The organism is Siphonobacter aquaeclarae, assembly GCF_900103285.1.
GTDB classification, from domain to species: Bacteria; Bacteroidota; Bacteroidia; order Cytophagales; family Spirosomataceae; genus Siphonobacter; species Siphonobacter aquaeclarae.
The window spans coordinates 555,560-579,546 of sequence record NZ_FNGS01000005.1 but is presented as its reverse complement, the minus strand read 5'-3'; the positions used below and the strand labels follow the sequence as shown (position 1 = coordinate 579,546).

The window sequence follows — 23,987 nt, the reverse complement described above, 5'->3', positions numbered from 1 at the left end:
AAAGCCCACCTGCCCGTATCAGGGAAATTTCGGGAATTTCCGGAAGTCGGGTTTTCGCTTTTCGAGGAATGACCGCTGTCCTTCTTTCGCTTCATCGCTGAGGTAATAGAGGAGCGTGGCGTTTCCGGCCAGTTCCTGAATACCCGCCTGCCCGTCGAGTTCGGCATTAAAGGCTGACTTGAGCATGCGAAGGGCAATCGGGCTGTTTGCCAGCATTTTGCGGCACCATTCCACTGTCGTTTCCTCGAGTTTTTCGATCGGTACGACCTTGTTGACCAGGCCCATGCTCAGGGCGTCCTGTGCATCGTATTGATCGCAGAGGAACCAGATTTCGCGGGCCTTTTTCTGACCCACCACGCGGGCAAGGTAGCTCGCGCCGAAGCCGCCGTCGAAGCTGCCTACTTTCGGGCCGGTCTGACCGAAACGGGCATTTTCAGCAGCAATGCTGAGGTCGCAGATCACGTGAAGCACGTGCCCTCCGCCGACAGCCCACCCGGCTACCATCGCCACCACGGGCTTCGGAATGGAACGGATCTGTTTCTGAAGGTCGAGGACGTTGAGACGGGGTACATGGTCATCTCCGATGTATCCGCCATGGCCGCGTACCGACTGGTCGCCGCCCGAGCAGAACGCCCGGCCGCCTTCGCCGGTGAGGATGACGACGCCCACGCGCTCGTCCTGGCGGGCGAGCTCCATGGCTTCGCTCATTTCCTTGACGGTCAAGGGCGTAAAGGCATTGTGTACTTCCGGACGATTGATGGAGATCATCGCGATACCGTCGTAATACAGAAAGCGGATTTCCTTGTATTCCCGGATGGTTTCCCAGGGAAACTGCCAGGTAAGAATCGGCGCTGTTTTCGGATTTCGGTTACTCATGTGTTTGGCCTGCTTGGCAGCGGGTTTATCGGGCGGGGTCGACTTCAAGCCGGTCGCCGTCTTCGTTGTAAAATAATACGTCCCAGGTATGATCGTAGAGCATCGTCACCTTCGCGACGAAACGGTTGTAGCGAAACGAGCGGCCCCATTCTTCCGGCGCCACGAGCGAGAGCAGGTCAGAGCCGTCGGTCCGTTCGTAGAGGTACATCGTCTGACCGATAAACGGCTCGAAATTCACCGTGGCCTGATAGACCCGTTCGGAAATTTCGACGCGCCGCTGAATCACTTTCGCCTGCTCGATCAGGGTTTGCATCTGGCCGGCGAGCTGGTCGTACTGCTTGCCGGTCTGCTGCCGCATGGCGGTCAGGGCCTTGGCTTTGATACGGCCTTCGTCTTCCGGGCGGATGACGGCACTCCCCGCATGATGGGCATAGGGTAACAGGCCGGGATTTTCGGCCACATGATCTGGGTTGATGGGGTTTTCGAACGCCCCGGCTTCCGTGTTTTCCGGCATAAGAACCGCTGGTTTTGTGTTAAAACGCCCAAAAATACGGATTGTTTATCAGGAAATGGTCAGGGAAAGCCCCCGGATTCGCCCGCGTATTGACAGAAACGAAACAAGAACCTGACGATCAGGCCTTGACTTTCCGGCGGCTTTTCGCCTTCCGGATCTCGAGGATTGGCGCTTTCTGCAACTGCACGTTATGATCGAAAAACTCGAGGGCGCGCTGAATATTCCGCTGGCGTACTGCAACAAGGTACGGCTGCTTGCCTGTCGTCTGTACCAGGCGGGCGTCGAGTTTATAGATCGTCCCTTCCGGGAAATGACAGAAAATCCGGGAAGGACACCGAACGGCGATATTACCCGGCACCCGCTGGTTATCGATCGTCCTCAGGCGAAATCGGTTGCGGCGCGAATCGAATACGACGCGGGCGTAGAGATCCAGAAAAAAACGAGGCTCGTCTTCGGGAATGAGGGAAAGTTGCATGCGGTATACCTCCGGAATGGAACTGCGAAACTAATAGATAAGGCGCCTGAAATCAAGTCATTGCCTCCGGCAGGCCCCGCAGGCGGGGCGAATATCCGGCCTGCGCGAGGCGAAGCGCAGGGGAATCTGTATCTTTGGATTCTGATTTTCCATTCATCGTTACAGGACAAGGTTATGCAATTGATTGACGGCAAGGCCGTTGCCGCCCATTTTAAGGCCCGGATCGCAGAAGAAGTTACACAGCTTAAAGCGGAGTCGGGCAAGACTCCCCACCTCGTCGCTATCCTCGTGGGGAATAACGGGGCGTCGGAAACGTATGTCGCCCACAAGGTAAAGGCCTGCGCTGAGCTGGGTTTCGAGTCGACGCTCGTGCGTTTTCCGGATACGGTTTCCGAAGAAGAACTGCTCCGTAAAGTGGAGGAAATCAATGCCAATCCCGATATGGATGGCCTGATCGTTCAATTGCCGCTTCCGAAACACATCAATCCCGACCGGATCATGGAAACCATCGCGCCGGCTAAGGATGTGGACGGTTTTCACCCGATCAATATCGGTCGCATGGCCAAGGGTCTTCCTGCTTACGTTTCGGCCACGCCCCAGGGCTGCCTGATGCTGATTGAGCATTATGGCATTGAAACGGCGGGTAAGCATTGCGTGGTCGTGGGCCGGAGCCAGATTGTCGGCCTGCCGATGAGCATTCTCATGCAGCGCAATACCTATCCCGGCAACTGCACTGTCACGATTACGCACTCCAAAACCGCTAACCTGGCCGAAATCTGCCGGCAGGCGGATATCCTGGTCGGCGCACTCGGACGCCCCGAGTTCATTACCGCTGATATGGTGAAGGAAGGAGCTGTGGTTCTGGACGTCGGACTGGAGCGCGTTGCCGATCCGTCCAAAAAATCCGGCTTCTCCCTGAAAGGTGACGTGAAATTCGACGAAGTAGCTCCCAAAACCAGCTACATCACGCCGGTACCCGGCGGCGTCGGGCAGATGACGATCATCTCCCTCATGCAGAACACCCTTCTGGCTGCCAAAGGCGCCATTTATGCCAAATAAAAAGGAAGCTTGTTGATGGCCTCCAATGCCTTGCGTCAAGTACCGCTGCTGACTCTCCTCGTGGTGATTTGTCTGGTAGCGTTTTCGTTTATGCCTGCGGACCTTCAGTGGCAGGAATATGCCCTGAAACCGGTTAATATTTTGTCCGATATCCAGCAGGATACGCTGGCGGTTTTGCCGCCTGCGCCCCCGGTGGCGAAGGTAAAACCGCCAGCGGAAGCGCCGAAGCCCGAAAAGGAGCTTCCCTGCCCGAAAGGCCGGACCTGCGTCGAGGATTTTGACGCGAAAGGGGAAGGCCTGACCCGGTTTATGAAGGCGCTGGAAGAACAGGCGCCCAATGAACCGGTACGGGTGGCGTTTTTCGGGGATTCCTTTATCGAAGGAGACATGCTGTGCGGCTACTTCCGGGATACGCTGCAGGCAGCATTCGGAGGCCGTGGCGTCGGGTTTGTGCCGCTGACGTCTCCGGTAGCCAATTTCCGGGTGACAATCCGGCACCAGTTCCGGAATATCAAAACCTATTCGGTGCTGCAGCGCGATCCATCCGGACCTGCGCTCGGTGTTTCGGGTTTCAGTTTTGTGCCGGAAGGGGATAACCAGGTGACGTACAGTACGTCCCAGCCCTACGGCGCCAGTCGTTTTGACCGTGTACGCGTCTTTTATAAATCCAGCCAGACAAGTGAACTGTATTATTCCCTCGGGAAAGGCGCAGGCAGCCAGCCAGCGGTGCTGGAGGGGCATGGACGCCTCGCCGCGCAGACGCTGACGGCCGGAGCCGGCAAAATCCAGTTTTCCTTCCCGAAAGGGCTGAATATGTATGGCGTGAGTTTCGAGAATAACAACGGCGTATATGTCGACAACTTCAGCATCCGCGGTAATTCCGGCTGGGGATTGCTCGGAGTGTCGGAAGATATGTACCGGCAGTTTAATGATTTACAGCATTATAAGCTCGTTATTCTTCAGTATGGCTTGAACGTTATTCAGCCGAATACCCAGCAACTGGGCTGGTATGTCCCGAAGATGATGTCCGCGATCGAACGGATCAAAAAGGGATTCCCGGAGGCAAGTATTCTCGTCGTCGGCGTGTCGGACAGAAGTACGAGAAAGGACGGTTCCTACGTTTCTTTCCCGAGTATTCCGCGGCTGATCGAAGCGCAGCGGGAGATGTCCCGGAAAACGGGCGTCACGTTCTGGAACCTCTGGGAGGCGATGGGCGGACCCGGATCCATGGTCCGCATGGTCAACGCCGGTCTGGCAAACAAGGATTATACCCACCTCAAGTATGCGGGTGGACGGAAAATAGCGAACCTGCTTGCGGGCGCGCTGCTGTTTGAAAAGAAGAGATATGATCAGAAGAATTCTTCCCGGGCTGCTGCTGAGCTGCCTGCTGGCAGGACGGATACAGGCGCAGACAGCATCCGTCATTTCTGAACAGGTGGTCAGCCACCGGACCGCCCGCCCTGTCGGTAACATGATCGGGCAGGAGAGCGGCCTGGAGCAGTTTTTCAGTCAGCTCGACGGGCTGCGCACGCACCACACAGGTGTCGTGAATATCCTGCATATCGGCGATTCCCACCTGCAGGCTGATTTTCTGACGAATGTCCTGCGGAAGAATTTTCAATACGAGTTCGGAAATGCCGGCCGCGGTCTCGTGGTTCCGCTGCACGTTGCCCGAACCAACGAGCCCCATACGTTCAAAACGATTTGCGATACCGTTTGGGAATCCAAGCGGTGTACGTTTCCCGATCAGCCGCTGCCCATCGGTATCGGCGGGGTGACGGTCCGCAATGCACATCCGGGTCGGAAAATTACGGTGCAGATCCGGTCGGATTCGTCGCTGGGGTATCAGTTCGACCGTGTCCGGTTGTTCTGCCTGCGCGACGAGCATAGTTTTGATTACCGCATTCTGGATGACTCCGGTGCTGTACTGGGAACTGCGCAGGCGTCGGGTATCTCCGACAGCCAATCACCCATTACCGTTCAACTGCCTGAACTGAACGACCAGTTTACGCTGGAACCGGTGCGTACCGCCGATCAGCAGAACCACGCGACGCTGTTTGGTTTCAGCCTTGAAAACGGGCAGCCGGGCGTATTGTATCATACTGTTGGCGTCAACGGTGCGCAATACAGTCATTACAAGGCGGCGACCTATTTCGCCGAGCAGACGAAAGGCCTTGCGCCTAACCTGATCGTGATTTCGCTGGGTACAAACGAGGCGTTCGCACCGAGGCTGACCGGCGACGAGTTTTACAGCCAGATCGCCGGCCTGGTACAATCTCTCCGGAAGGCAAATCCGGAAGCGTCTATTTTACTGACGACACCGGCAGATTCCTTTAAAAGCTATCGCCGGCGCCGCGTTCCGAACCCGAAAATGGCCGAAGTCCGCGAAACGATCCTGCGGTATGCGACCGACCACCAGCTTCCCTGCTGGGATTTGTATGGTATTACCGGTCCGGCGACCTATTGGCAAAAAAAACACCTGATCCAACGCGACGGCGTCCACTATACCCGCCAGGGGTACGAGCTTCAGGGCCGGCTGCTGTACGATGCCCTGATGAATTCTTTCAACCAGTATGTTGCCAATCGACCTCGATAAACTGGCGGAGGTACTCCGCTACCAACCGAATGCGCCGATGCTGTTCAACAGCGGGCTGTTCCTGTGGCTATTTCTCGGATTTTCTACAATTTATGTACTGATTCAGCCATACCACCGTGCGAAGGTCATCTTCGTAACGGCGTTTTCTCTATACTTCTATTACAAATCCTCAGGGTGGTACTTTCTGCTGCTGGTGCTGGCGACTGTAGTTGACTATGTACTAGGCTGGATGATTTACGATGCGCAACGTACCTGGGTAAAACGTTTCTGGTTGATACTCAACCTGATCCTGAACCTGGGACTGCTGGCCTACTTCAAGTACACGAATTTTTTTTACGAAGTCTGGACGGAAATCGCCCGGCAACCCTTTGATCCGCTGCCGATATTCCTGCCGGTCGGGGTGTCGTTTTACACGTTTCAATCCCTGAGCTATACCCTTGATATTTACCGTAATGAAATCAAGCCGGTCAAGAGCATTCTTGACTATGCCTTTTTCGTGTCGTTTTTCCCGCAGCTGGTAGCCGGGCCGATTGTCCGGGCAAAGGATTTTATCCCGCAGCTCTACCGCCCGGCGGTAGTAACCCGCGAGCAATTCGGACGTGCCGTCTTTCTCATCGGAGCCGGTCTGTTCAAGAAGGTCGTCATTTCGGATTACATCAGTATCAACTTTGTTGACCGGGTATTTGACAATCCGACGCTGTATTCCGGTCTGGAAAACCTGGTAGGTGTGTATGGGTATGCGCTTCAGATTTACTGCGATTTCTCCGGATACTCGGACATGGCGATTGGTATCGCGCTGCTCCTCGGGTTCCAGTACCCGTTGAACTTCGATTCCCCGTATCAGTCCCGCAATGTGGCCGAATTCTGGCGCCGCTGGCATATTTCGCTTTCCAGCTGGCTGCGCGACTACCTGTATATCTCCCTGGGCGGTAACCGAAAAGGCAGGTTCCGGACGTACCTCAATCTCTTCCTGACCATGCTGCTGGGCGGCCTCTGGCACGGCGCAGCCTGGCGGTTTGTGATCTGGGGGGCATTGCACGGCCTGGCGCTGGGCGTACACCGGTTTTTCCGGGAGTACTTCGCTCCGGGAGCCTATCCGATGCCCAGGTTCATTGCGCAGCTGTTGACATTTCACTTTGTCTGTTTTTGCTGGATATTCTTCCGGGCGGATAACGTGCAGACAGCTACCGAAGTCCTTAATCAGATCGCGACGCAGTTCGACATTTCCATTCTGCCCGAATTTGTCAGTGGCTATCGGTACGTACTGGCACTGATGGTACTCGGCTATGCCCTCCATTTCCTCCCGAAATCGGTCGAAAACTGGTCAGAAGCGGTCATGGCGCGAATGCCGCTGGCGGGTAAGCTGGCATGGCTGCTGGCCGTCATTTTGCTAATGACGCAGATTCAATCGGCTGAGGTACAGCCGTTTATTTATTTTCAGTTTTAGGTCGGGGGCTATAGGCTGTATGCTTTAAGCTATAGACGGTACGCTGCATCAGCGAGTAAACACAAAGAGGCACGCTCCATTCAGAGCGTGCCTCTTTGTGCATTGCCTGGATTCGAAATCTCTGGAGATATTCGTGGAGACTTGCCACCCGCCTATAGCTTAAAGCTTAAAGCTTACAGCCTACCGCATTATAAACCTATCGCCGCTTCACAATCACCGAGAAAATCCGATCGTTCCAGTTCTGGTTGCGCAGTCGGTCGGATGATTCGGTAAACGTGTAGGAGGGTCCTGAGAACCGGTCATTTCCAAACACCTGTACCGTATAGCCTCTCGGAACGCGGATCGACGAAGCCTGGCCGCGCAGCGCGCCGAGTGACACGGAGGTATGACGGCCGACGGTCAGCGAGGCAGTACTTCCCCGGAAATTATCATCCTCAAAGAGTACCACTACGTCGTCGCCCGGTCGGCCGGGATTGCCCTGGCCGGGACGGTCCGGGAATCCGGGGCGGTCGTTCTCGCGAACGACACGGAAGGAGCGAATCCGGCCCGACCAGCCCTCCAGACGTGCTACGTCCTGGCTGAAGCGGGTCGACGGGCCTCGGAAATTCGGCTGAGCGAACGCTTCAACCACAAATCCCCGGGGTACGCGTAGCGAGCCGAAGCCGCCGCGGAGATTGATACTGGCATAATTTCCTTCCCGGTAGGTTTCCGGACGACCTTGAAAATTGGGAGAAGGGAAAACCGATACTTCAGCGAAACGATCGTCTCCCGGCCGATGACGTTCCGGCCGGTTTTGTCCAAAGACCGTAGTGGTCAGCAAAGCGAGGAGGAAAAGGAGCTTTTTCATGAGATTAAAGGATTGGCGTAACATTATTACGATGGAAATGTAGATTATCCCGTCACAAATCCGAGTAATTCCGCGGAATTCCCACCGTTAAAAAGAGTGAAAACCGACCGGAGTATCAGGGTTTCAGCGCGTTGTCAAAAAAGGTATCGGCGTCTTTTTTGAGCTGAATCAGCGAGGGTTTGTGGATGTACATCATGTGCCCGGCCTCGTAATAGGTAAAGGAGACGTTTTTTCGCTGTTCCGGCTTTAGACCCATGTGCTGGAAGGTATACTCCGCCGCGAAAAAGGGAGTAGCCAGGTCGTAATAACCCGCGCCCACCCAGACCTTCAGGTAGGGGTTTTTGCTCATCGCCTGGCGCAAGGTTTCGGCGACGTTGAGGTACTGATTCTGCACGTTATTGTAATTCCAGGGATAGACGCGGCTGGTCAGGACGAGATACGGCAGGTCGTTTTCATACTTCAGATCCTGACGGACATACTGGTTCATCGCCGTAGAATACGGTCCGGAGATGGTCGCATCGAGGCTTGGATCGAATTCGTACCGATCCCCGGCATTGTCGAAGTCGGTTCCGGTGATGCGGCCGTCGAGACGACCGGCGGTCTTTCCTTCGTCGCGAAGCAGTTCCTTCACAAAACGACCGATTTCGATCCGCATACGGGTATTCTTCAGGTATTCTTTCGAAAGACCGGTAAACCGGGAGAGTTTCTCAATCACCTGATTTTCTTCCGCTTCCGTCAGCAAGTCCCCTTTCATAAGGGCTGTATTGTATTCGTTGCGGGCAAATTCCCGGACGGCCAGCATGGTTTTGGCGAGGTCGCCCTGGTATTCCGCACCAATTTTCTTGTGGTACCAGGCCATTGCTGCATAAGTAGGCAGAAAGAGCGCGTAAGGCAGGTCATTACCCCGGTCAAAACGGGCCGTCTGAAAGTTGAGAATGGAGGAAATTAACGCTACTCCGTTGATATAGAGGTTGTATTTGTCCTGCAGGTATCCCGAAAGCCCGGCGGCGCGCGTAGTGCCGTAACTTTCCCCGGCAAGAAATTTCGGGGAGCCCCACCGCCCATAGCGGGTCGTATAGAGGCGGATGAATTCTCCTACCGACTCGATATCTTCCACATAGCCCAGAAACTGCTTCTCGTTTTCGCCGGTCACCGCACGGCTGTAACCCGTATTTACCGGATCGATGAAGACCAGGTCGGTTTTATCCAGCCAGCTGTATTCGTTATTGACGAGGGAGTAGGGAGGCGAAAGCGCCTCTCCCTTTTCAGTCATCGGAATGCGCTTCGGACCGATGCAGCCAAGGTGCAGCCAGAGCGATGCCGAACCGGGACCACCGTTGAAGGTATACGTCACCGGCCGTTTCGACAGATCTGAAACGCCGTCTTTGGTATATGCCGTAAAGAAAATATTGGCTTTGGGCTTTCCGGCTTCGTCTTTGATGGTCAGGTAGCCGGTGCGGGCGGTGTAAGAAATGGTCTGGCCCTTGATGGTAACGGTTCCTTTGGTTTCAACCGGCGCTCCGGGGGAGGGGGCAGGGGCAGCACTTTTTTCTTCCGGTTTGGCGCCTTGTGCGATGACGCCGGAGGTAAACAACAAACAGGCAAGTAGAGGTACAAGCTTCATGAAACGGGATGTTGATGCGTTCAGAGGCAATATAACATCCCGGTGATTACGCGTGGCAGAAAAGAGACGAAAGCCGGCGGTGAGAAGTTTTCGGTTTGCAGTTCTGACCTGCAGCCGCATTCGCCAATCCAACTGAAAACCGAAAACTGCAAACCGAAAACCCTCAAGGAATTCCCACACGGATTTTAAACGCCGCCGCATAAATCAGCTGGCTATTCAGTTGCAGGGTTTTGGCTTGTCCGTCGGCGGTAGAGAGGGTTACCGCGTGTGAGACAGTGACATCGTCACAGGGAAGAGGGACCCGCCCGCAGCTCCAGGTAGCCGGAGCGTGCCAATTGCCCGCCGAGAGGGTTTGACAGGTACCGCAGCCGGTAAATCCATACAGATTAGACGCGGTATTGACCCATAGCTGCCCGCTGTCAGTATTCCGGAAAACACGTGTGCCTGCTTGTCCCGGCGGATCGACGTACCGGGTCCCAAAGCCTGACCCGGGCCTGGGGCGGAAGGGAGCAACGGTATTATTACTGCCACTGGCCGAGTAGGAGTATTCTCCCCAGGCGAGACCTTCATAGCCATAAACGGCGGCGCAAAACCAGGCGTAGTTCATCCGGTTCTGGTCGAAATTGCTGCGGTTGGCCAGATCGGTAGTTGTCGTGGCCAGTATCTTAAAATGTCTTGCATTGCGGTATCCCTCCAGCCAGGCTGCTTTGTTGACCCAGTTGGGATCGTAGTTCCAGCTGGAAACGGCAAAGCTTTCCGACAGGTAATAATCTCCGGCATTCAGGACAGTAGATATGCCGGACGGATTATAGGTCGGATCGGGAAAGGAGCCGAAGGCATGATCGGCGTTCCAGGCGTTTGCGACGACCGGCAGGCCCTGATTATGAATGTATTGGACGACGTCGTTCTGACGCTGGCGGCTAACACCGTAGTCATAGCCATAGTCGTCCAGAAAAATGCCGTCGATACCCATCGCCTTCCATAGTTGCACACGGTTCTGTATATCGGCGATGGTCAGATTCTGCGTCGTAACTCCAAGATCGATGTAGCCGAAAAACGTGACGTTTGCTGTGATCGGATGCTGGATAATTTGCGTGGTTTTCGCATGGTCGCCGTGAGTGGCGTCCTCCAGGCCGTTTCCAAGGACTACATAGCGGTATTGGGCAAACTGGCTGGCGGCTGTGACGACCGTTCCCCCGGAATTATTAATCAGTGATGGCCAGCCGTAATAAATCAGAAAGGGCTTCGGCCCGGTTTGTGCCCCGGCGGACATCGCCCCGAGCAGCAGCATACAACACAAAAAACGCATGACAAACGAATTACCAGTTGTCAAGTACGCTGTTTCGCTGGTGAAAAGCAATTTGGTCGACAGACGGGCGGTTGGGGGCGACGGAAAGGGCAGGGGGCATGGAGCATAGGGCATGGGTATGGGGGGAAATTCGCTGAAAGCCGAAAGCCGATTGCCGAAAGCCGATTGCCACCTAAAATCCGATGTCCACTACCAGCGGCTGAATCAACATGCCTTTCTGCTCTGTCCACACGGCGCGGAGGCCGGCTTCGAACGGCTGGCGGAGGCGCAGCACGTTAAATTCAAAGCTCAGGTCGAGACCCGCCGACCGGTACTGCTGCACGAAGCGGCTGCGGTCGTTTTCCCCCGAAATCCCCTGCCCGAAATCGCCGAAAGCATTTAGTTTGATACGCTGGATGTACAACAACCGGCCCAGGTTCCAGTCCGGATAAGCCAGTGGCAGCTGATACTGAATCGTACCGGTATACAATTGATCTGTACTCACATACGAATAGCCGCGCGGGAAGAACATGGGGCTACCGAAAGAATACGAATCCCCGCTGCCCTGAAACTGCATGCCGCCGAACAGCCGCAGGGAATGATGCTTCGCCAATCCGGGGAAAAAGAGCCGTGCCTGGGCGGCAAACAGGTTTCCGCTCAGTACCCCGCCGAAAGGTGTATTCCGGGCATACAGCGAAAGGACCTGCCCGAGCCGGGGCTGTACATCCCGTTTGGCCTGCCGCAGGAGGCGGGAATAGGCGAAGGCCAGGGTAGTAGCGGCGAGGTTATTCGTTCCCGGTTCATCGAGGTAGCGCCGGGGCAGGTCATACCCTTTTGTCTGGATAAAATTTGCCTGAACGGACAGGTTAAGCCCTTCCCGGTATTTCGAATGGGTCAGAATGAGGGGTAGGCGCAGGCCGATATTCAGTTCGTTTTGCCGCCAGCGATCCGTCCGCATGCTGTCGATTGGCTGGGCGCGGTCGATCGGCAGGGTAGTACTGCGCTCGGCACTGACTACACCGACGTCAATCACCGGAAACCAGCCCAGGTAACTGAAGTTGCCGAACCAGCGGCCGCGGCGCTCGCCGGCGTCATATCCGTATCCGGCGGAGGCAAATGTGGTGGAAAGCAGGTTCTGCGACTGCAAGCCGAGGGTAAGTCCCGTACCGGTTGACTCAAACACCGGCCCCCATCCATAGATATTAAACAAATTGGCTTTGGAATACGGCTTGACCGCAAGCGGCCCCGACGGTACCTGCTTCAGGATATTTCCCTGGTTTTCCTGCTGGACCAGCGGGCCGAAAGCGCGCGTCGCTGCGGGACGTACTTCCTCTTTTTTCTTCCAGGTACCCGGTTCAAACGGTATTGTCGCAATCCGGAATCCTTCGCTCCGGAAGTCCTGAAACGCCAGTGTTTTACCGTCGGGAGATACCGTGACGTGGTAGGCGCCGAAGGGCCGGTTCGTTACCTGATAGTGAATCTTCGTTTCAGTATCGAACGCATAGATATTGTCAATACCCGACAGGGGAGAATTATAGAAAACCCATTTGCCGGACACGACCGGCTGGGCAATGTTTTCATTCCCGGTTTCGAAAAGCGTTTCCTGACTACCGGAATCCGTATCGAGGACGCGGAGGTACTTGCGGGCGGCCTGTTGGGCGATGAAGACGACGTGTTTTCCGTCCTCCAAAAAGCGCGGTTGCTGCAAAAACGCCCCGTCCGGGTTGTTAAATACCCGCCGCAGCGAGCCGTCGTAGCCATTCAGCAATACCAGGCGGCTGTTTCCGGAAGTTTCCGTTTCCACTACTACCAGGCGGGAGGCATCGGGCGAGAGCGTCGGCGCGAAATACCGGCTTTTGAACGTGAGCTGGTTCAGGTTCCGGAAGTCGACGTCCATCGATTTAATCACGGTATAGTCCCGCATACCCCAGCGGGGATCGAAATGCTGTTCGGCCCAGACTATTATTTTCCCGCCTGTGGAAAGTGTCGCTGAATTATTGACGAAGCCGGTTTGATGTACCTGACGCTCGGTTTTTCCATCGAGTGTCACAAAAGCCGGAATATCCGCGAGGCCTGATCGCAGCGCGACCAGCCGACCGTCGGCGAGGTACTGTGGTGTAACATAGTCGGTATATACTTTTGCCGGAGACGCCGGTACGTCCTGCACGGGTGTATACTGCGCGTCTTCCGTGGTCCATTCACGGCGGAAATCGGCGAGCGCGTCGGTATAGAGTTGCTCGATTTTATGCCCGGTACTTTTTCTGAGACTATTCGAAAACGAAAAGGGATAGAGCGGAAAGGAATAGTACCTCTGCAGCGTCTTGTCCCAGATATCCGGGCCATAGGTACGGCGGGCGTAGTTTGCCAGGTGGTAGCCAAGGACATACCAGTCCGGAATGTTATCGCGGTAAGATCCTGCTACGGCTTTCGAATAGGAAAAAGGCGTCTTGCGACTGGTGAGTTGCGTACGGAAGAGGAGGTTGAATTCCGGAATCCGACCGCGGCCGCCGGGCGTGAGCGCCGTTTCGGTACAGACGGCGTCGCCTTCCGTAAACCAGTCCGGGATACCTATGTTGATGAAACTGAGTGCATTGTATCCGAATCCGTAATAAAGAATCTTGCTGAAACCGGTCAGTGCCTTGTCATTTTGAACGACATGCCGGAACTCGTGTACCGACAGCAGGTCGAGCCAGCGGTTCAGTCCGACAAAGTTGGCGTCCTGCGGAGACGTAATGTAAAACTCCGAATGCCGGGGCAATAGGGTGACGAACCCATTCGAGACCGTCGTCTGATTTTGCAGAACGAGGGAAATCGGGCGTGGTTTCTTCCCCAGCGTCTTCGATACCGGTTCATAGACCGTTTCGAGGGTATGCGCGAGCCGCGTACCGACCGAATCCTGTCCCCTGGGAAAAATCACCCGGAAGTGCGGTGTTTTGATCTGGGACCATTTGACGGATGATGGATTTTGAACCGTACTGCCGAGTTGAGCAAACGCTCCGAACGGCAGCATAAAGGCAAGCAGACAGACCGGTAATTTCATGGGTAGCTGGGGGACGTATGCCCGCAAAAGTAGAAGGAGTTCGTCATAACCCATTGGGATGAGGAAGAGAATACTGTTCGCAGGGCCTGTCTCCGGAAAAAATCCCCTGATTTGCGGGAAAAGGCTGAAAAACTTGACTCCGCACGGTTTTTCTCTAGTTTTGCTAAAAGTTTTGTCATTCACGGGGAACATGAGTATCATCAGTGAAAACATACGGTACCTGCGGAGCCGGAACGACCTGACGCAGGAGCAACTGGCCCGGCGCATCGGGACCAAGCGGCCGAATATCGGTGCCTATGAGGAAGCAAGGGCCAATCCACCGCGGGAAGCGTTGATTAAGCTGTCTCAGCTGTTTGGCGTTTCGATCGATCAGCTGCTTACGACCGATCTCCGCCGGATCAGGGATACACCCAGCCTGGATCTTGGTCCGGCCGCCTCGCCGCCACCACCGCCGGTGTTCAAGCCGGAGACGCCCCGGCCGCCGCAACCTATTCAGAAAGTAGTAGACACCTATCTGCGGGAAAAGTCACAGGTGCAACTGGTGGCGCAGCGGGTAACCCTCCGCAAACTCAACCGGCTGGACTATGGGCCGCTTCCGGTAGTGCCGCCAATAGTAGAACGGAGGAAGGACCCGGTCGTACTATCCGAACCCGTCAGGGAAGTACGGGAGGCCGCGGGTATCCGGCTGGTGCGCCGTGCCTTGCTGGACGATTACCTGCATAAATTCCGTCATCCGGAGTTTATTCGGGAATTGCCTGATTTTCAGTGGCCATTTGCCGGAAGAGGAACGTTACGGGCGTTCGAAGCGGGAGATGATTTTGTCTTTCCGGGCGCGATAGTCGTCGGAGAAAAAGTAGAAGACTGGTTTACGGCCGAGGACGGCAAGCACTACCTCATTGTAGCCAATCACCACGGTTTTCTGTACCGCCGGATCTACAACGAACTAAAAATCAAGAATACGTTGCTATTGAGTTCCGACAGCCCCGGCGTACGTTCGATGGAGCTTCCCGTTAAGGATATCCTCGAAATCTGGGCTGTGAAGGGCTTTTTCAGCCAGCAGCTGCCGGAACCGGCGCTTTCGATCGATCGCGTACGTTCGCTGGTGGACGAACTTCGTCTCGAACTGGAGCGCGTGAAGCGTTAGTTATTTAGCAAACCGTCGAGGGTCTTTTCAATATGACTCAGGAAACGGTGATTTCCCGGCGGGTTCACGAGCGATACCCCGAGTTCATACCAGAGGCCGTCGCCGATTTCGAGGTAGCGACCGGGTTGGCGGGGTTCGCGCTGAATGGCTTTTTCAGGAAGGAAATCCCCGGTATAAATGAGTTTTAGTACGGGGTTGAGGGTATCCCAGTTCAGCGTACCGTTTTTCTTGCCGGCCGGCCGGCTGAGCAGTGTCTCAATGCTTCTTGTTGCAAATAATACGCTGATATCCAGGCGGTCGGAGCCGTCCTTTTCCAGTTTCAGGTAGGTAATGCGAAGGGGGGCTTCCAGGCGCGCCGTCTCATAAACGGCCTGCATCAGCTCCTGGGAGAGGTATTCCCACTCTTCATGGTTGCGGGGACTTCCGCTGAAAACACTGTCTGCTTCTCCTTCTACCGTAATCCAGTTTTCTGATTCGGCGGGTTGCCGCCCTGCCCGGTGGTAGTCGGTACGGCTAAGAAGCCGGGTAATCTGGGCTGTCCAGGCCGGTGCGAGGGTACCTTCCCAGGCGAAATCGTCGTCGCCGGTAAATCCTTCACTTTCGATTTCTTCTTCTGTCAGTTCCTCCCGGTCCAGGTATTCAATCCTGAAAGAAGTTTGTAACTCCTGTTTGCTGTTGACGGTCGCTGTAAACGAAATATGATGGGAGTAAGGCGCCGGAATAATATCGGCGGTCTGGTAATGGATCGTAACTGATCGGATCGCGTGTTCCATAATTAACTGTCTCGGGTGCGAAAGTAACGCTTCGGGGCGAATTTACCCGACGCTCAGAGGCGGGCGACGGTTTGTCGCTTGTCGATTTTGCCCGACGGCGTCTCCGAAAAAGCGGAAATCGACCGGATTAATTGCGGGTGCTGATAAGGCGGAAAGAGGCCGCGTAATTCGGTGAGGATTTCTTCCGCATCCGGAATCTGCGTCGTTTCGACGACAAGGCCCAGTTTCTGCCCGAGCCGCTCGTCCGGAAAACCCCAGGCAAAGAACCGGGAATCGGGGAAGAAGCGGGCCAGACGTGTTTCTGCCAGTTGCTCCGTTTTTTCGAGCTGAATTTTGATACCGCCTGAGTTGATGATGTTGTCGAAGCGACCCAGCAGGCGGAAGGATCCATCCGGAAATAACTCAGCGACATCGTTGGTTTGAATGCGTTCGTGGTTGGAAGCGGCGGCTGTGATAGCAAGACACTGTCGACCGTCGAGGGAAAGATCGACGCCTTTGAGGGCATGAAAAAGTCCGTCTGCATCCGGGCCGTTCAGCCGCTGAATAGCAATGTGGGAGACGGTTTCGGTCATGCCGTAGGTTGAATAAACCGGCGCCTGAATAACCTGCAATTGCTCCAGCAAGGCACCGGATACCGCCGCTCCGCCAATGATGATGGCCTTCATCCGGCTTAATGCGGGCAGGTACCGGTCTGTGTGACCCAGCAACGTTTGCAGCTGAAGGGGTACAAAGGCGGCAAAGGCGAACGGAATCTCCTCCAAACCGCGGAGCGGCTCAGCGTCAGGCTCTACCAGCCAGGTGTCGAGGCCCAGCTCGAGTGTGCGTACCAGCATCATCCTTCCGCCAATGTACCGGATGTTAAGGCAGCAGAGAGCCTTGTCGCCCGGCTCCAGCCCGAAGGTATCGCCGGTGAGCCGCGCAGATGCCTCCATCTGGTACCGGGTGAGAACAATGGGCTTGGGAGTACCCGTCGACCCGGAGGTCTGCAACTGAAATGCCGGCTGCCCCTCGAGCCATTCCCGGCAAAATGCCACTGCCTCCCGTTCGTATTCGGTTCCGGGATTTGGCAGGGGTGTGGTAAGTCGGATCATGGGGCGAAAATACGGGGTTTAGGGAGTTTTGGGTTGGGAGTTTTGGGTTTAGAGTTTAAAGTTTAGGGTTTAGAGTTGGGGGTTGGCGAATACAGTCGCCCGCCCCCAACTCTAAACTCTCAACCCCCAACCCTAAACTCTAAACCCTAAACTCTAAACTCTAAACCCTAAACCCTAAACCCTAAACCCTAAACCCTAAACCCCCAACCCTCCCTACTTCCTCACCTCATAATTTCCCGCCACAAACCCGAACGACCGTACCAGCCGGTTCCAGCCGTTGATCTGGGTGACAGCCAGCGTTAGGAAGGCGATTTCGTCGCGGGTGAAATGGTTGCCCAGTGCAGCATAATGCGGGTCTGCTTCTTCGGCTTCGGGCATACGCGTCAGAAATTCGGCGTAGGCGAACACGGCACGCTCGGCATCGCTGTAGTAGGGTGCTTCCCGCCAAACGGATACGGAAATCAACCGCAGAGGCGTCTCACCGGCGTCAATAGCCTCCTTGTAGTGCATGTCGAGGCAATAGGCGCAGCCGTTGAGTTGGGAAACGCGGGTCCGCATGAGTTCGAGAAGCTTGCGGTCAAGGCCGGAGCGGTCAACATATGCCTGTACATGGCGCATGGCCGCCATCAGGCCTTGGGGTAATTCGGAGGAAGGAATACGTTCCATCAAAAGAATAGAGATTGATTTAACAGGAAGACAATTCAACCCTTCCGGATGTGACAACGGCGTATTCCAATTCCCGTAGTTTTTCCGGATTACGGAGAAAGTATGTATTGATAATCAGGTTGTTATAAATTTGAAAAACCTGGCAGGTTACCAGTTTATCGTCGTTGAAAAACAGCAGAGCCGGTTGATGATTGACAGTCGCAGCGACCAGTCTGCGGCGGAATTTGTGAAAAATCCCGGAAACAAAAGCCGCGACGTCGTCACGACCAACCACCGGCCGCCGGGCCGCCGGAACCTTCCCGCCGCCGTCTGAAACTGACCGGATATCTTCGTGAAAGAAACCTTTGAGCCGTTCGATATCGCCGGACCGGAGTGCTTCGAGATACCCCTCGGGAATAGTAATATGCTTACTGTCAGGAAGATAGGGAGTAGTGAGCCGCTTCTTAGCCCGGCTTACTAATTGGCGGCTATTGGCAGCGGAAAAGCCAAGGATGTCTGCGATTTCCGCATGTTCAAAATCAAACGCTTCCCGAAGTACAAATACAGCCCGCTGCCGCGGATCGAGCTTTTCCAGCAACGCGAGCAGGGAGTAGGACAGAATGTCACTTTGTTTCAGGGCGCCGTCTGCGGACTCGGTCGCAACCGGTTCCGGTAGCCAGATACCCGGGTATCCGGATACCCTGTTTGATCGCTTTACTTCGTTGACAGACAGGTGAATGACCGTTCGTATGAGGTAATTCCAGATATCCCGCACAGGCCGGTCGGGCTGCTCCAGTAACCGCAAAAAGGCATCCTGAACGAGATCGCGGGCTGTCTCGCGCGAACCGGTGATGGCATAGGCATAGTGGACCAGAACGGGTCTGAGCGAACCGGCGAATTGTTCAATCCCATCCCTGACGGCCGTTATTTCCATCGCGTATACACCAGGCAATCGAGGAAACGTCCCTCGAAAATCCGGTTCTCCCGGAAATGGGCCTCCTGGATGAACCCGTTTTTCTCCAGCAAAGAAGAAGACGCTTCATTGGCCGGGTCCACAATCGCTTCAACCGTATGGAAACCCAGTTCCCCGAAACCATAATCCAACACACGCACAAGCGCCTCCTGTACATAACCTTTCCGCTGATAGTCAGGATGTAAGGCATAGCCGACTTCCGAGCGGTGGTGCTCTTTGTAGATGTTAACGAAGCCGATTGTTCCCATCAGCCGCTCCGGCTCGTCTGCCGTTGCGATCGCCCATGTCAGGCCATCCGCGCGGCTGGTCATTTCATCCAGTTTCGCCAGGTATGTCCGGACGTCATCGTGCGTTTGTGCCAGTGTCCGGGGAATGTACCGCATGACATCTGCATCGGAACGTATCCGGAAGAGATCGGGAACGTCGGAATCGACAGGGCGGCGGAGTATCAGCCGCTCTGTCTTCAGCGTCGGAAACGGGTCGAAATGAAGATCAAGCATAGCAATAGGCGGGAAAAATGGCGGGAATTACTCCCGCCATCTTATTGAGAATGAGCAATTAAGCAGCCGGGATCAGGCGTGGCTGTCCGTCAACCCAGACCGTAAATTCAGGTCCCTGGTGGTTGTCTACAACAGTACCCTCAGCCGTAACGCGTACCTTCAGCAGGTTTTCCCGGAAGCGAACGTTGAACGAATAGGCGCTCCATTGCACCGGGCAGGTCGGCGACAGATGTAGTTGATGGTTTTTCACCCGCAACCCGCCAAAGCCCTTTACGACCGACATCCAGGTACCGGCCATCGAGGTAATGTGAAGGCCGTCTTCCGTGTCGTTGTTGTAATCGTCGAGGTCCAATCGGCTGGTTCTCAGGTACATTTCATACGCCTTTTCGTGCAGACCCAGCCGCGACGCCAGGATCGCATGCACGCAGGGCGACAGAGACGATTCGTGCACCGTCCGTGGTTCGTAAAACTCAAAATTCTTCCGGATGGTCTCTTCGTCAAACTCGTCTTCGAAGAAATAAAGACCTTGTAATACATCCGCCTGCTTGATGAAGCAGGAGCGGAGAATCCGGTCCCACGACCATTTCTGGTTCAGCGGCCGGTCTACCGCCGGAAGTTCCTGCACGAGTATCTGCTCTTTGTCGAGGTACCCATCCTGCTGCAGAATAACCCCCAGCTCCTCCGAATAAGGCAGAAACATGTTGTCCAATATGTCTTTGAACCGGGCAAATTCCGCGTCTTCAGCCAGCAGCAGTTGCTCCCTGAGGCTGTCATACCTTCCGGGTTCGACGGATTTGAGGTACTCCGCGACCTCCAGCGTATACCGCAGGCACCAGCAGGCAATGTAGCTGGTATACCAGTTGTTGTTTACGTTGTTTTCGTACTCGTTCGGGCCGGTTACGCCAAGCATGACGTACTTTTTCCGCTCGCCGGACCAGGTAATGCGCTGCGACCAGAACCGGGAAATAGCCAGCAGTACCTCAAAACCGTGTTCGCCGAGATACGAGGTGTCACCGGTATAGCGGACGTAATCGTAAATGGCATAGGCGATTGCGCCGTTGCGGTGAATCTCTTCAAACGTAATTTCCCATTCATTGTGGCACTCTTCTCCGTTCATCGTGACCATCGGATAGAGCGCTGCCCCGCCCGTAAACCCGAGCTTACCGGCGTTTTCGATGGCCTTGCCCAGTTGCTTCCAACGGTATACGAGGAGGTTGCGGGCGACGTGCCGATCGGCGGTCGATAGATAGAAAGGAATACAGTAAGCTTCTGTATCCCAATAGGTTACGCCGCCATATTTTTCTCCGGTAAAGCCTTTCGGACCAATATTCAGGCGGTCGTCCTCACCGGTATAGGTCTGACTGAGCTGAAACAGGTTGAAGCGAATACCCTGCTGGGCAGCGATATCTCCTTCAATCGCGATATCCATTTGCGCCCATTTGGCTTCCCAGGCAGCGATTTGCCCGTCGAGCAGGTCGTCATATCCGATGGCGGCCAGCTGCCGGACATACGCTTTGGCGCGGTCGCTCAGCTCTTCTTTCGGGTGATTGAGATCGCTCAGGTTACAGGCATACTTGATGAGGGTAAGTTCGGTACCTTCCGTCGCTTCGAGTACAATTTTGCTACCGACGAATTTTTCCTGTTTGACAGGAAGTGCCTGAAATTCAATAGACTTTCCGTCTCTCAGAAGTTCGAAATGCTGCGCTGTCGCCACTTCAAACTGTGGAACGCCATACGGGTTCGGAATGGTTCGGAGCTGCAGGCATCCTTCGGCAAAGCTTGTTTCCCGGTCGGTTTCTTCCCAGAATTTCTGATCGTAGTTGGCATCCCGGTTCGAGATGGTGCCGTCGATATAGGGAAAGAAGGTAATTTTATCGCTGAAATCGAGCGGCGTAACCGAGAAGCGAATGGCGCCGCCTTCGTCATGCGTCAGCGAGCAGAACCGTTGTGAGTGAATATGGATACGCCGGCCCGAAGGCAGAATCGCTTCGCAGGAACGGCTGAGCCAGCCTTCCTTCATGTTCAGGGTACGCTCAAACGCAAGAATCTGACAGCCTGCGAGGTCCAATACCTCGTCGCCAACCGTAATGCCGATGCCGATCCAGTTGGCGGCATTGATAACCTTGGCGAAATAATTCGGATAGCCGTTTTTCCACCAGCCAACGCGTGTCTTATCCGGAAAATAGACGCCGGCTACATAGTTGCCGGGAAGGGTTTTTCCGGAATATCCTTCCTCAAAATTGCCCCGCTGGCCCATACGGCCGTTGCCGAGTGACATAATGGACTCCGTAATCTCGTTCCATTCGGGATGAAAGCCTTCTTCCTTAATCGTCCAGTTCTCGTGTATCAGGTAATTCTTCATATCAAAGGGCAAACAATTGGTCAAGAGTCAGTTGGGTGAAACCGGGTACTACCAGGTCGGCTTCGGTGAGTACCTCCGGCGAGCCGATGCCGACGGCCTTCATACCGCCGCGGTGCGCCGCTTCAATTCCGGCTACCGCGTCTTCGAAGACGATGCAGTCAGAAGGAGGGAAGCCCAGCGCCTGAGCCCCGAGGAGGAATACTTCCGGATCGGGTTTGCTGCGGGTAGTATGGGTACCATCGATGACGGCGTCAAAATAGGAAGCCATTTCGATCCGTTCGAGAATGAGCGGGGCGTTTTTACTGGCTGATCCAAGGGCGATTTTAATACCGTTTTTGTGTAAGGTTGTCAGGAAATCCTTTACGCCCGGCAGTACTTCAGCCGGCGTCATCTGCCGGACATATGCGAGGTACCATTCGTTTTTCCGGGCGGCCCAGGTTTCTTTTTCTTCGGGAGAAAGGCTAACATCCCCCCAGCTGAGTATCCGCTCCAGGGACTCCATCCGGGAAATACCCTTCAATTGCTCGTTCTGGTGCTCGGTGAAATCAAAACCCAGTTCATTGGCCAGCCGGCGCCAGGCTTTGAAGTGATAGACGGCTGTGTCGACGATCACGCCGTCAAGGTCGAAAAGACACGCTTTCAAATTGGTTTTCAGTTAGGTTGTGTTCAGTTGAGTTCCAGTATCGTGGCAGACAGCGGCGGTAGTTTCAGGTGGGAAAGATCGGAAACGATAGATCCCGACAGCACATCGCGACCGCTGGTTTTGCCCTGCATACGCTCGGCGAAGCGGTCTGTAGCCAGTCCCTTTTCTTCCCGGTTGGAATTGATAGCCACCAGAATCGTTTTGGCGGAATCGTACCGAAAATAGACATAAATACCGTCCTGCGGGACGAACTGCATGAGTTTTCCGGTCTGAAGCGCGGGCGTTTCCCGGCGGTAACGGGCCAGTGTCCGGACATAGCGGAAGGCTTCGTTCTCCACGGTGCTCCGGCCCGCCTCGGTAAACTTGTCGGCCGGGTCTCCGGGAAATCCCCCCGGAAAATCCTGCCGTACTTCGGCGTCCGAGGGATTTTTGAAGTTCTTCATCAGGATTTCTGTGCCGTAGTAGAGTTGGGGAATACCCCGGGTCGTCAACAAAAAAGCGATACCCATTTTGTATTTCCGCAGGTCTTCTCCAACGACCGAAAAGAACCGGTTCTGGTCGTGATTGTCCAGGAAAACCACGTTCCGGAAGGCGTCTTCGTAAAGTAAATCCTGGGCAAGTACCTGGTACCAGCGCTGAACGCCCTCGTTCCAGCCGAATGCCTGGTTCAGGGCGTCGTTGGTTGCAAAATACAGCTGAAAATCAATCGCGGAGGGGAGGTTACTTTTCCAGGATGTCTGAATGCGGTTCCGTACAAAATACGCCTGATTCGTGACGCTGTTGACCCAGTTTTCCCCGCAGATAAAAAAGCCCGGAAATTCCCGGAACAAGGCCTCGTTGAGGCGGTTCAGAAAATCCGGATCGTTGTAGAAGTACGAATCGACGCGGAAACCATCGACGCCAAACGTCTCAATCGCATACAACGCCTGTTGAATCAGGTAGTTAACAACCTGTGGCTGTTGCTGGTTGAGGTCGGGCATGAACGGTACAAACCAGCCTTCCCGACTTATTTTCCGGTCAATTTCCGCGCCGTACGGGTCTACCAGCGGCTGGTCCCGGTAGCTCGTGTTCTGGTACGAAGGCCAGGCATGCAGCCAGTCTTTAGACGGAAGGTCCTTCATCAGCCAGTGGTACAGCCCCATGTGGTTGTACACGACGTCGTGAATAATTTTCAAACCCTTTCCGTGAGCGGCGTCGACGAGTCTTTTATAGGCGTCGTCGCCTCCCAGGCGTTTGTCGACGTGATCATGGTCCGTAATGCCATAGCCGTGATACGAAGAGCGCTGAGTGCCGTTTTCATCGGTCAAAGGCTGGTCGTTTTCGAGTACCGGCGTGAGCCATAGGGTCGTTACGCCGAGGTCTGCCAGGTAGTCGAGGTGCCGGGTAACGCCCCGGAGGTCGCCGCCGTGCCGGCGAAAGGGGTTGGACCGGTCAGTCTCGTTGTCTGCCATGCCGGTGACACGGTCAAGCGACGGATCGCCGTCTGCAAACCGGTCGGGCATAATCAGGTAGATAAAATCGGCGGAGGTGACCGGCTTCGGCTTTGCCGTCCGGGCTTTCAGTTCATACGGCAGGGTGATGGTTACTTCTTTTCCACCGTTGACGACGGTACTGCCGTTCGCGCGTTTTTCGGTTAACGGAAAAATCCGGGACAACTGAAACGTTACCATACCGGGCTTTGCCGCCGGGCTGATGGTAAGGTCTGCGAAAATGTAGTTCGGATTGTCGGTGTACTGAACGCGGTCGACTGTCACGCCCGGATACGTTGTCCGGACTTTCGTGCCTTTGATACCGGGGCCATAGAGCAGGAGCTGCAGCGACTGGCGCTGGAAGCCGGTAAACCAGTGAGCGGGACTAACACGCTGAATCTGAATGGTCTGGGAGAGTACGTCTGTCGGAAACATCAGGAGCAGATACAAAAAACCTGCAATCGGCGTGTACCGAAGATTTTGCAGGCGTCCGGGAAGAAAGTAACAACGCGTCATGAAAGACATAACAATGGCGCAGGCAATTTCCGAAATCGGCGTAAATGATGGACTACCAAATAGGAAAATGTACTTATTTTTGATCGATCCCGGTTTTGCGAAATG

20 protein-coding genes are annotated in these 23,987 nt (G+C 55.0%); 5 read left to right on the top strand and 15 right to left on the bottom strand.

Features of this window, described 5'->3' with window-relative positions; translation table 11 throughout:
* Positions 1 to 18: 18 nt before the first annotated feature.
* The 3 genes from menB to BLR09_RS15610 form a co-directional block, all read right to left on the bottom strand.
* Complete coding sequence (menB, locus tag BLR09_RS15620) at positions 19 to 876, bottom strand: 1,4-dihydroxy-2-naphthoyl-CoA synthase (protein ID WP_093204291.1); 858 nt, start codon at positions 874 to 876, stop codon at positions 19 to 21.
* 25 nt (positions 877 to 901) lie between these two features.
* Positions 902 to 1,390, bottom strand: a complete 489-nt coding sequence (locus tag BLR09_RS15615; protein WP_093204098.1) for a DUF2452 domain-containing protein — start codon at positions 1,388 to 1,390, stop codon at positions 902 to 904.
* 118 nt (positions 1,391 to 1,508) lie between these two features.
* Positions 1,509 to 1,865 (bottom strand): hypothetical protein, encoded by a 357-nt coding sequence (locus tag BLR09_RS15610; protein WP_093204096.1) that lies wholly within the window; start codon positions 1,863 to 1,865, stop codon positions 1,509 to 1,511.
* 174 nt (positions 1,866 to 2,039) lie between these two features.
* Between BLR09_RS15610 and BLR09_RS15605 the strand changes: the two genes are divergently transcribed.
* From BLR09_RS15605 to BLR09_RS15590, 4 genes are read left to right on the top strand one after another with little or no spacing between them, the layout of a single operon-like run.
* Positions 2,040 to 2,924, top strand: a complete 885-nt coding sequence (locus tag BLR09_RS15605; protein WP_093204093.1) for a bifunctional 5,10-methylenetetrahydrofolate dehydrogenase/5,10-methenyltetrahydrofolate cyclohydrolase — start codon at positions 2,040 to 2,042, stop codon at positions 2,922 to 2,924.
* A gap of 30 nt (positions 2,925 to 2,954) precedes the next feature.
* The gene (locus tag BLR09_RS15600; RefSeq protein ID WP_176785571.1) at positions 2,955 to 4,355 is read left to right on the top strand and encodes an SGNH/GDSL hydrolase family protein; all 1,401 of its coding nucleotides are present in this window, start codon (positions 2,955 to 2,957) and stop codon (positions 4,353 to 4,355) included.
* On the top strand, positions 4,270 to 5,520 hold the full coding sequence (locus BLR09_RS15595; protein ID WP_093204088.1) for a GDSL-type esterase/lipase family protein: 1,251 nt from the start codon (positions 4,270 to 4,272) through the stop codon (positions 5,518 to 5,520). Before BLR09_RS15600 ends, BLR09_RS15595 begins: the two co-directional genes overlap by 86 nt.
* The gene (locus tag BLR09_RS15590) at positions 5,498 to 6,967 is read left to right on the top strand and encodes an MBOAT family O-acyltransferase (RefSeq protein ID WP_093204086.1); all 1,470 of its coding nucleotides are present in this window, start codon (positions 5,498 to 5,500) and stop codon (positions 6,965 to 6,967) included. The genes BLR09_RS15595 and BLR09_RS15590 overlap by 23 nt, the downstream gene beginning before the upstream one ends.
* 196 nt (positions 6,968 to 7,163) lie before the next feature.
* Here BLR09_RS15590 and BLR09_RS15585 read toward each other — a convergent pair whose 3' ends face one another.
* From BLR09_RS15585 to BLR09_RS15570, 4 genes are all read right to left on the bottom strand, one after another.
* Positions 7,164 to 7,814 carry a hypothetical protein gene (locus BLR09_RS15585; RefSeq protein ID WP_093204083.1) on the bottom strand — a complete coding sequence of 217 codons (651 nt, stop codon included), beginning with the start codon at positions 7,812 to 7,814 and terminating at the stop codon, positions 7,164 to 7,166.
* A 115-nt stretch (positions 7,815 to 7,929) separates the two neighbouring features.
* On the bottom strand, positions 7,930 to 9,438 hold the full coding sequence (locus BLR09_RS15580; protein ID WP_093204289.1) for a S10 family peptidase: 1,509 nt from the start codon (positions 9,436 to 9,438) through the stop codon (positions 7,930 to 7,932).
* A 163-nt stretch (positions 9,439 to 9,601) separates the two neighbouring features.
* Complete coding sequence (locus tag BLR09_RS15575; protein WP_143011115.1) at positions 9,602 to 10,747, bottom strand: hypothetical protein; 1,146 nt, start codon at positions 10,745 to 10,747, stop codon at positions 9,602 to 9,604.
* Between the two features lie 172 nt (positions 10,748 to 10,919).
* Entirely contained in the window at positions 10,920 to 13,766 is a 2,847-nt protein-coding gene (locus tag BLR09_RS15570) for a TolB family protein (protein ID WP_176785570.1), read from the bottom strand.
* Between the two features lie 190 nt (positions 13,767 to 13,956).
* Here BLR09_RS15570 and BLR09_RS15565 point away from each other — a divergent pair, with 190 nt between their 5' ends.
* Positions 13,957 to 14,910: a helix-turn-helix transcriptional regulator gene (locus BLR09_RS15565; RefSeq protein WP_176785569.1), complete on the top strand. Its 954-nt coding sequence runs from the start codon at positions 13,957 to 13,959 to the stop codon at positions 14,908 to 14,910.
* On the opposite strand, the gene BLR09_RS15560 is transcribed toward BLR09_RS15565, so the two are convergent.
* From BLR09_RS15560 to BLR09_RS15525, 8 genes are all read right to left on the bottom strand, one after another.
* Complete coding sequence (locus BLR09_RS15560) at positions 14,907 to 15,683, bottom strand: hypothetical protein (protein ID WP_093204075.1); 777 nt, start codon at positions 15,681 to 15,683, stop codon at positions 14,907 to 14,909. The two genes, BLR09_RS15565 and BLR09_RS15560, sit on opposite strands and share 4 nt — an antisense overlap.
* Positions 15,684 to 15,736: 53 nt before the next feature.
* Positions 15,737 to 16,774 carry an AMP-binding protein gene (locus BLR09_RS15555; protein WP_093204073.1) on the bottom strand — a complete coding sequence of 346 codons (1,038 nt, stop codon included), beginning with the start codon at positions 16,772 to 16,774 and terminating at the stop codon, positions 15,737 to 15,739.
* Positions 16,775 to 16,987: 213 nt separating this feature from the next.
* The gene (locus BLR09_RS15550; RefSeq protein WP_093204070.1) at positions 16,988 to 17,440 is read right to left on the bottom strand and encodes a carboxymuconolactone decarboxylase family protein; all 453 of its coding nucleotides are present in this window, start codon (positions 17,438 to 17,440) and stop codon (positions 16,988 to 16,990) included.
* A 19-nt stretch (positions 17,441 to 17,459) separates the two neighbouring features.
* Positions 17,460 to 18,353 carry a sigma-70 family RNA polymerase sigma factor gene (locus BLR09_RS15545; protein ID WP_093204068.1) on the bottom strand — a complete coding sequence of 298 codons (894 nt, stop codon included), beginning with the start codon at positions 18,351 to 18,353 and terminating at the stop codon, positions 17,460 to 17,462.
* Positions 18,344 to 18,892 (bottom strand): GNAT family N-acetyltransferase, encoded by a 549-nt coding sequence (locus BLR09_RS15540; protein ID WP_093204065.1) that lies wholly within the window; start codon positions 18,890 to 18,892, stop codon positions 18,344 to 18,346. Before BLR09_RS15540 ends, BLR09_RS15545 begins: the two co-directional genes overlap by 10 nt.
* Before the next feature lie 58 nt (positions 18,893 to 18,950).
* Entirely contained in the window at positions 18,951 to 21,254 is a 2,304-nt protein-coding gene (locus BLR09_RS15535; protein WP_093204063.1) for a family 65 glycosyl hydrolase domain-containing protein, read from the bottom strand.
* Between the two features lies 1 nt (position 21,255).
* A complete protein-coding gene (gene pgmB / locus BLR09_RS15530) occupies positions 21,256 to 21,897 on the bottom strand; it encodes a beta-phosphoglucomutase (RefSeq protein ID WP_245689935.1) in 642 nt (213 codons plus the stop codon).
* A 23-nt stretch (positions 21,898 to 21,920) separates the two neighbouring features.
* Positions 21,921 to 23,882: a glycoside hydrolase family 13 protein gene (locus tag BLR09_RS15525; RefSeq protein WP_093204285.1), complete on the bottom strand. Its 1,962-nt coding sequence runs from the start codon at positions 23,880 to 23,882 to the stop codon at positions 21,921 to 21,923.
* Positions 23,883 to 23,987: the final 105 nt, after the last annotated feature.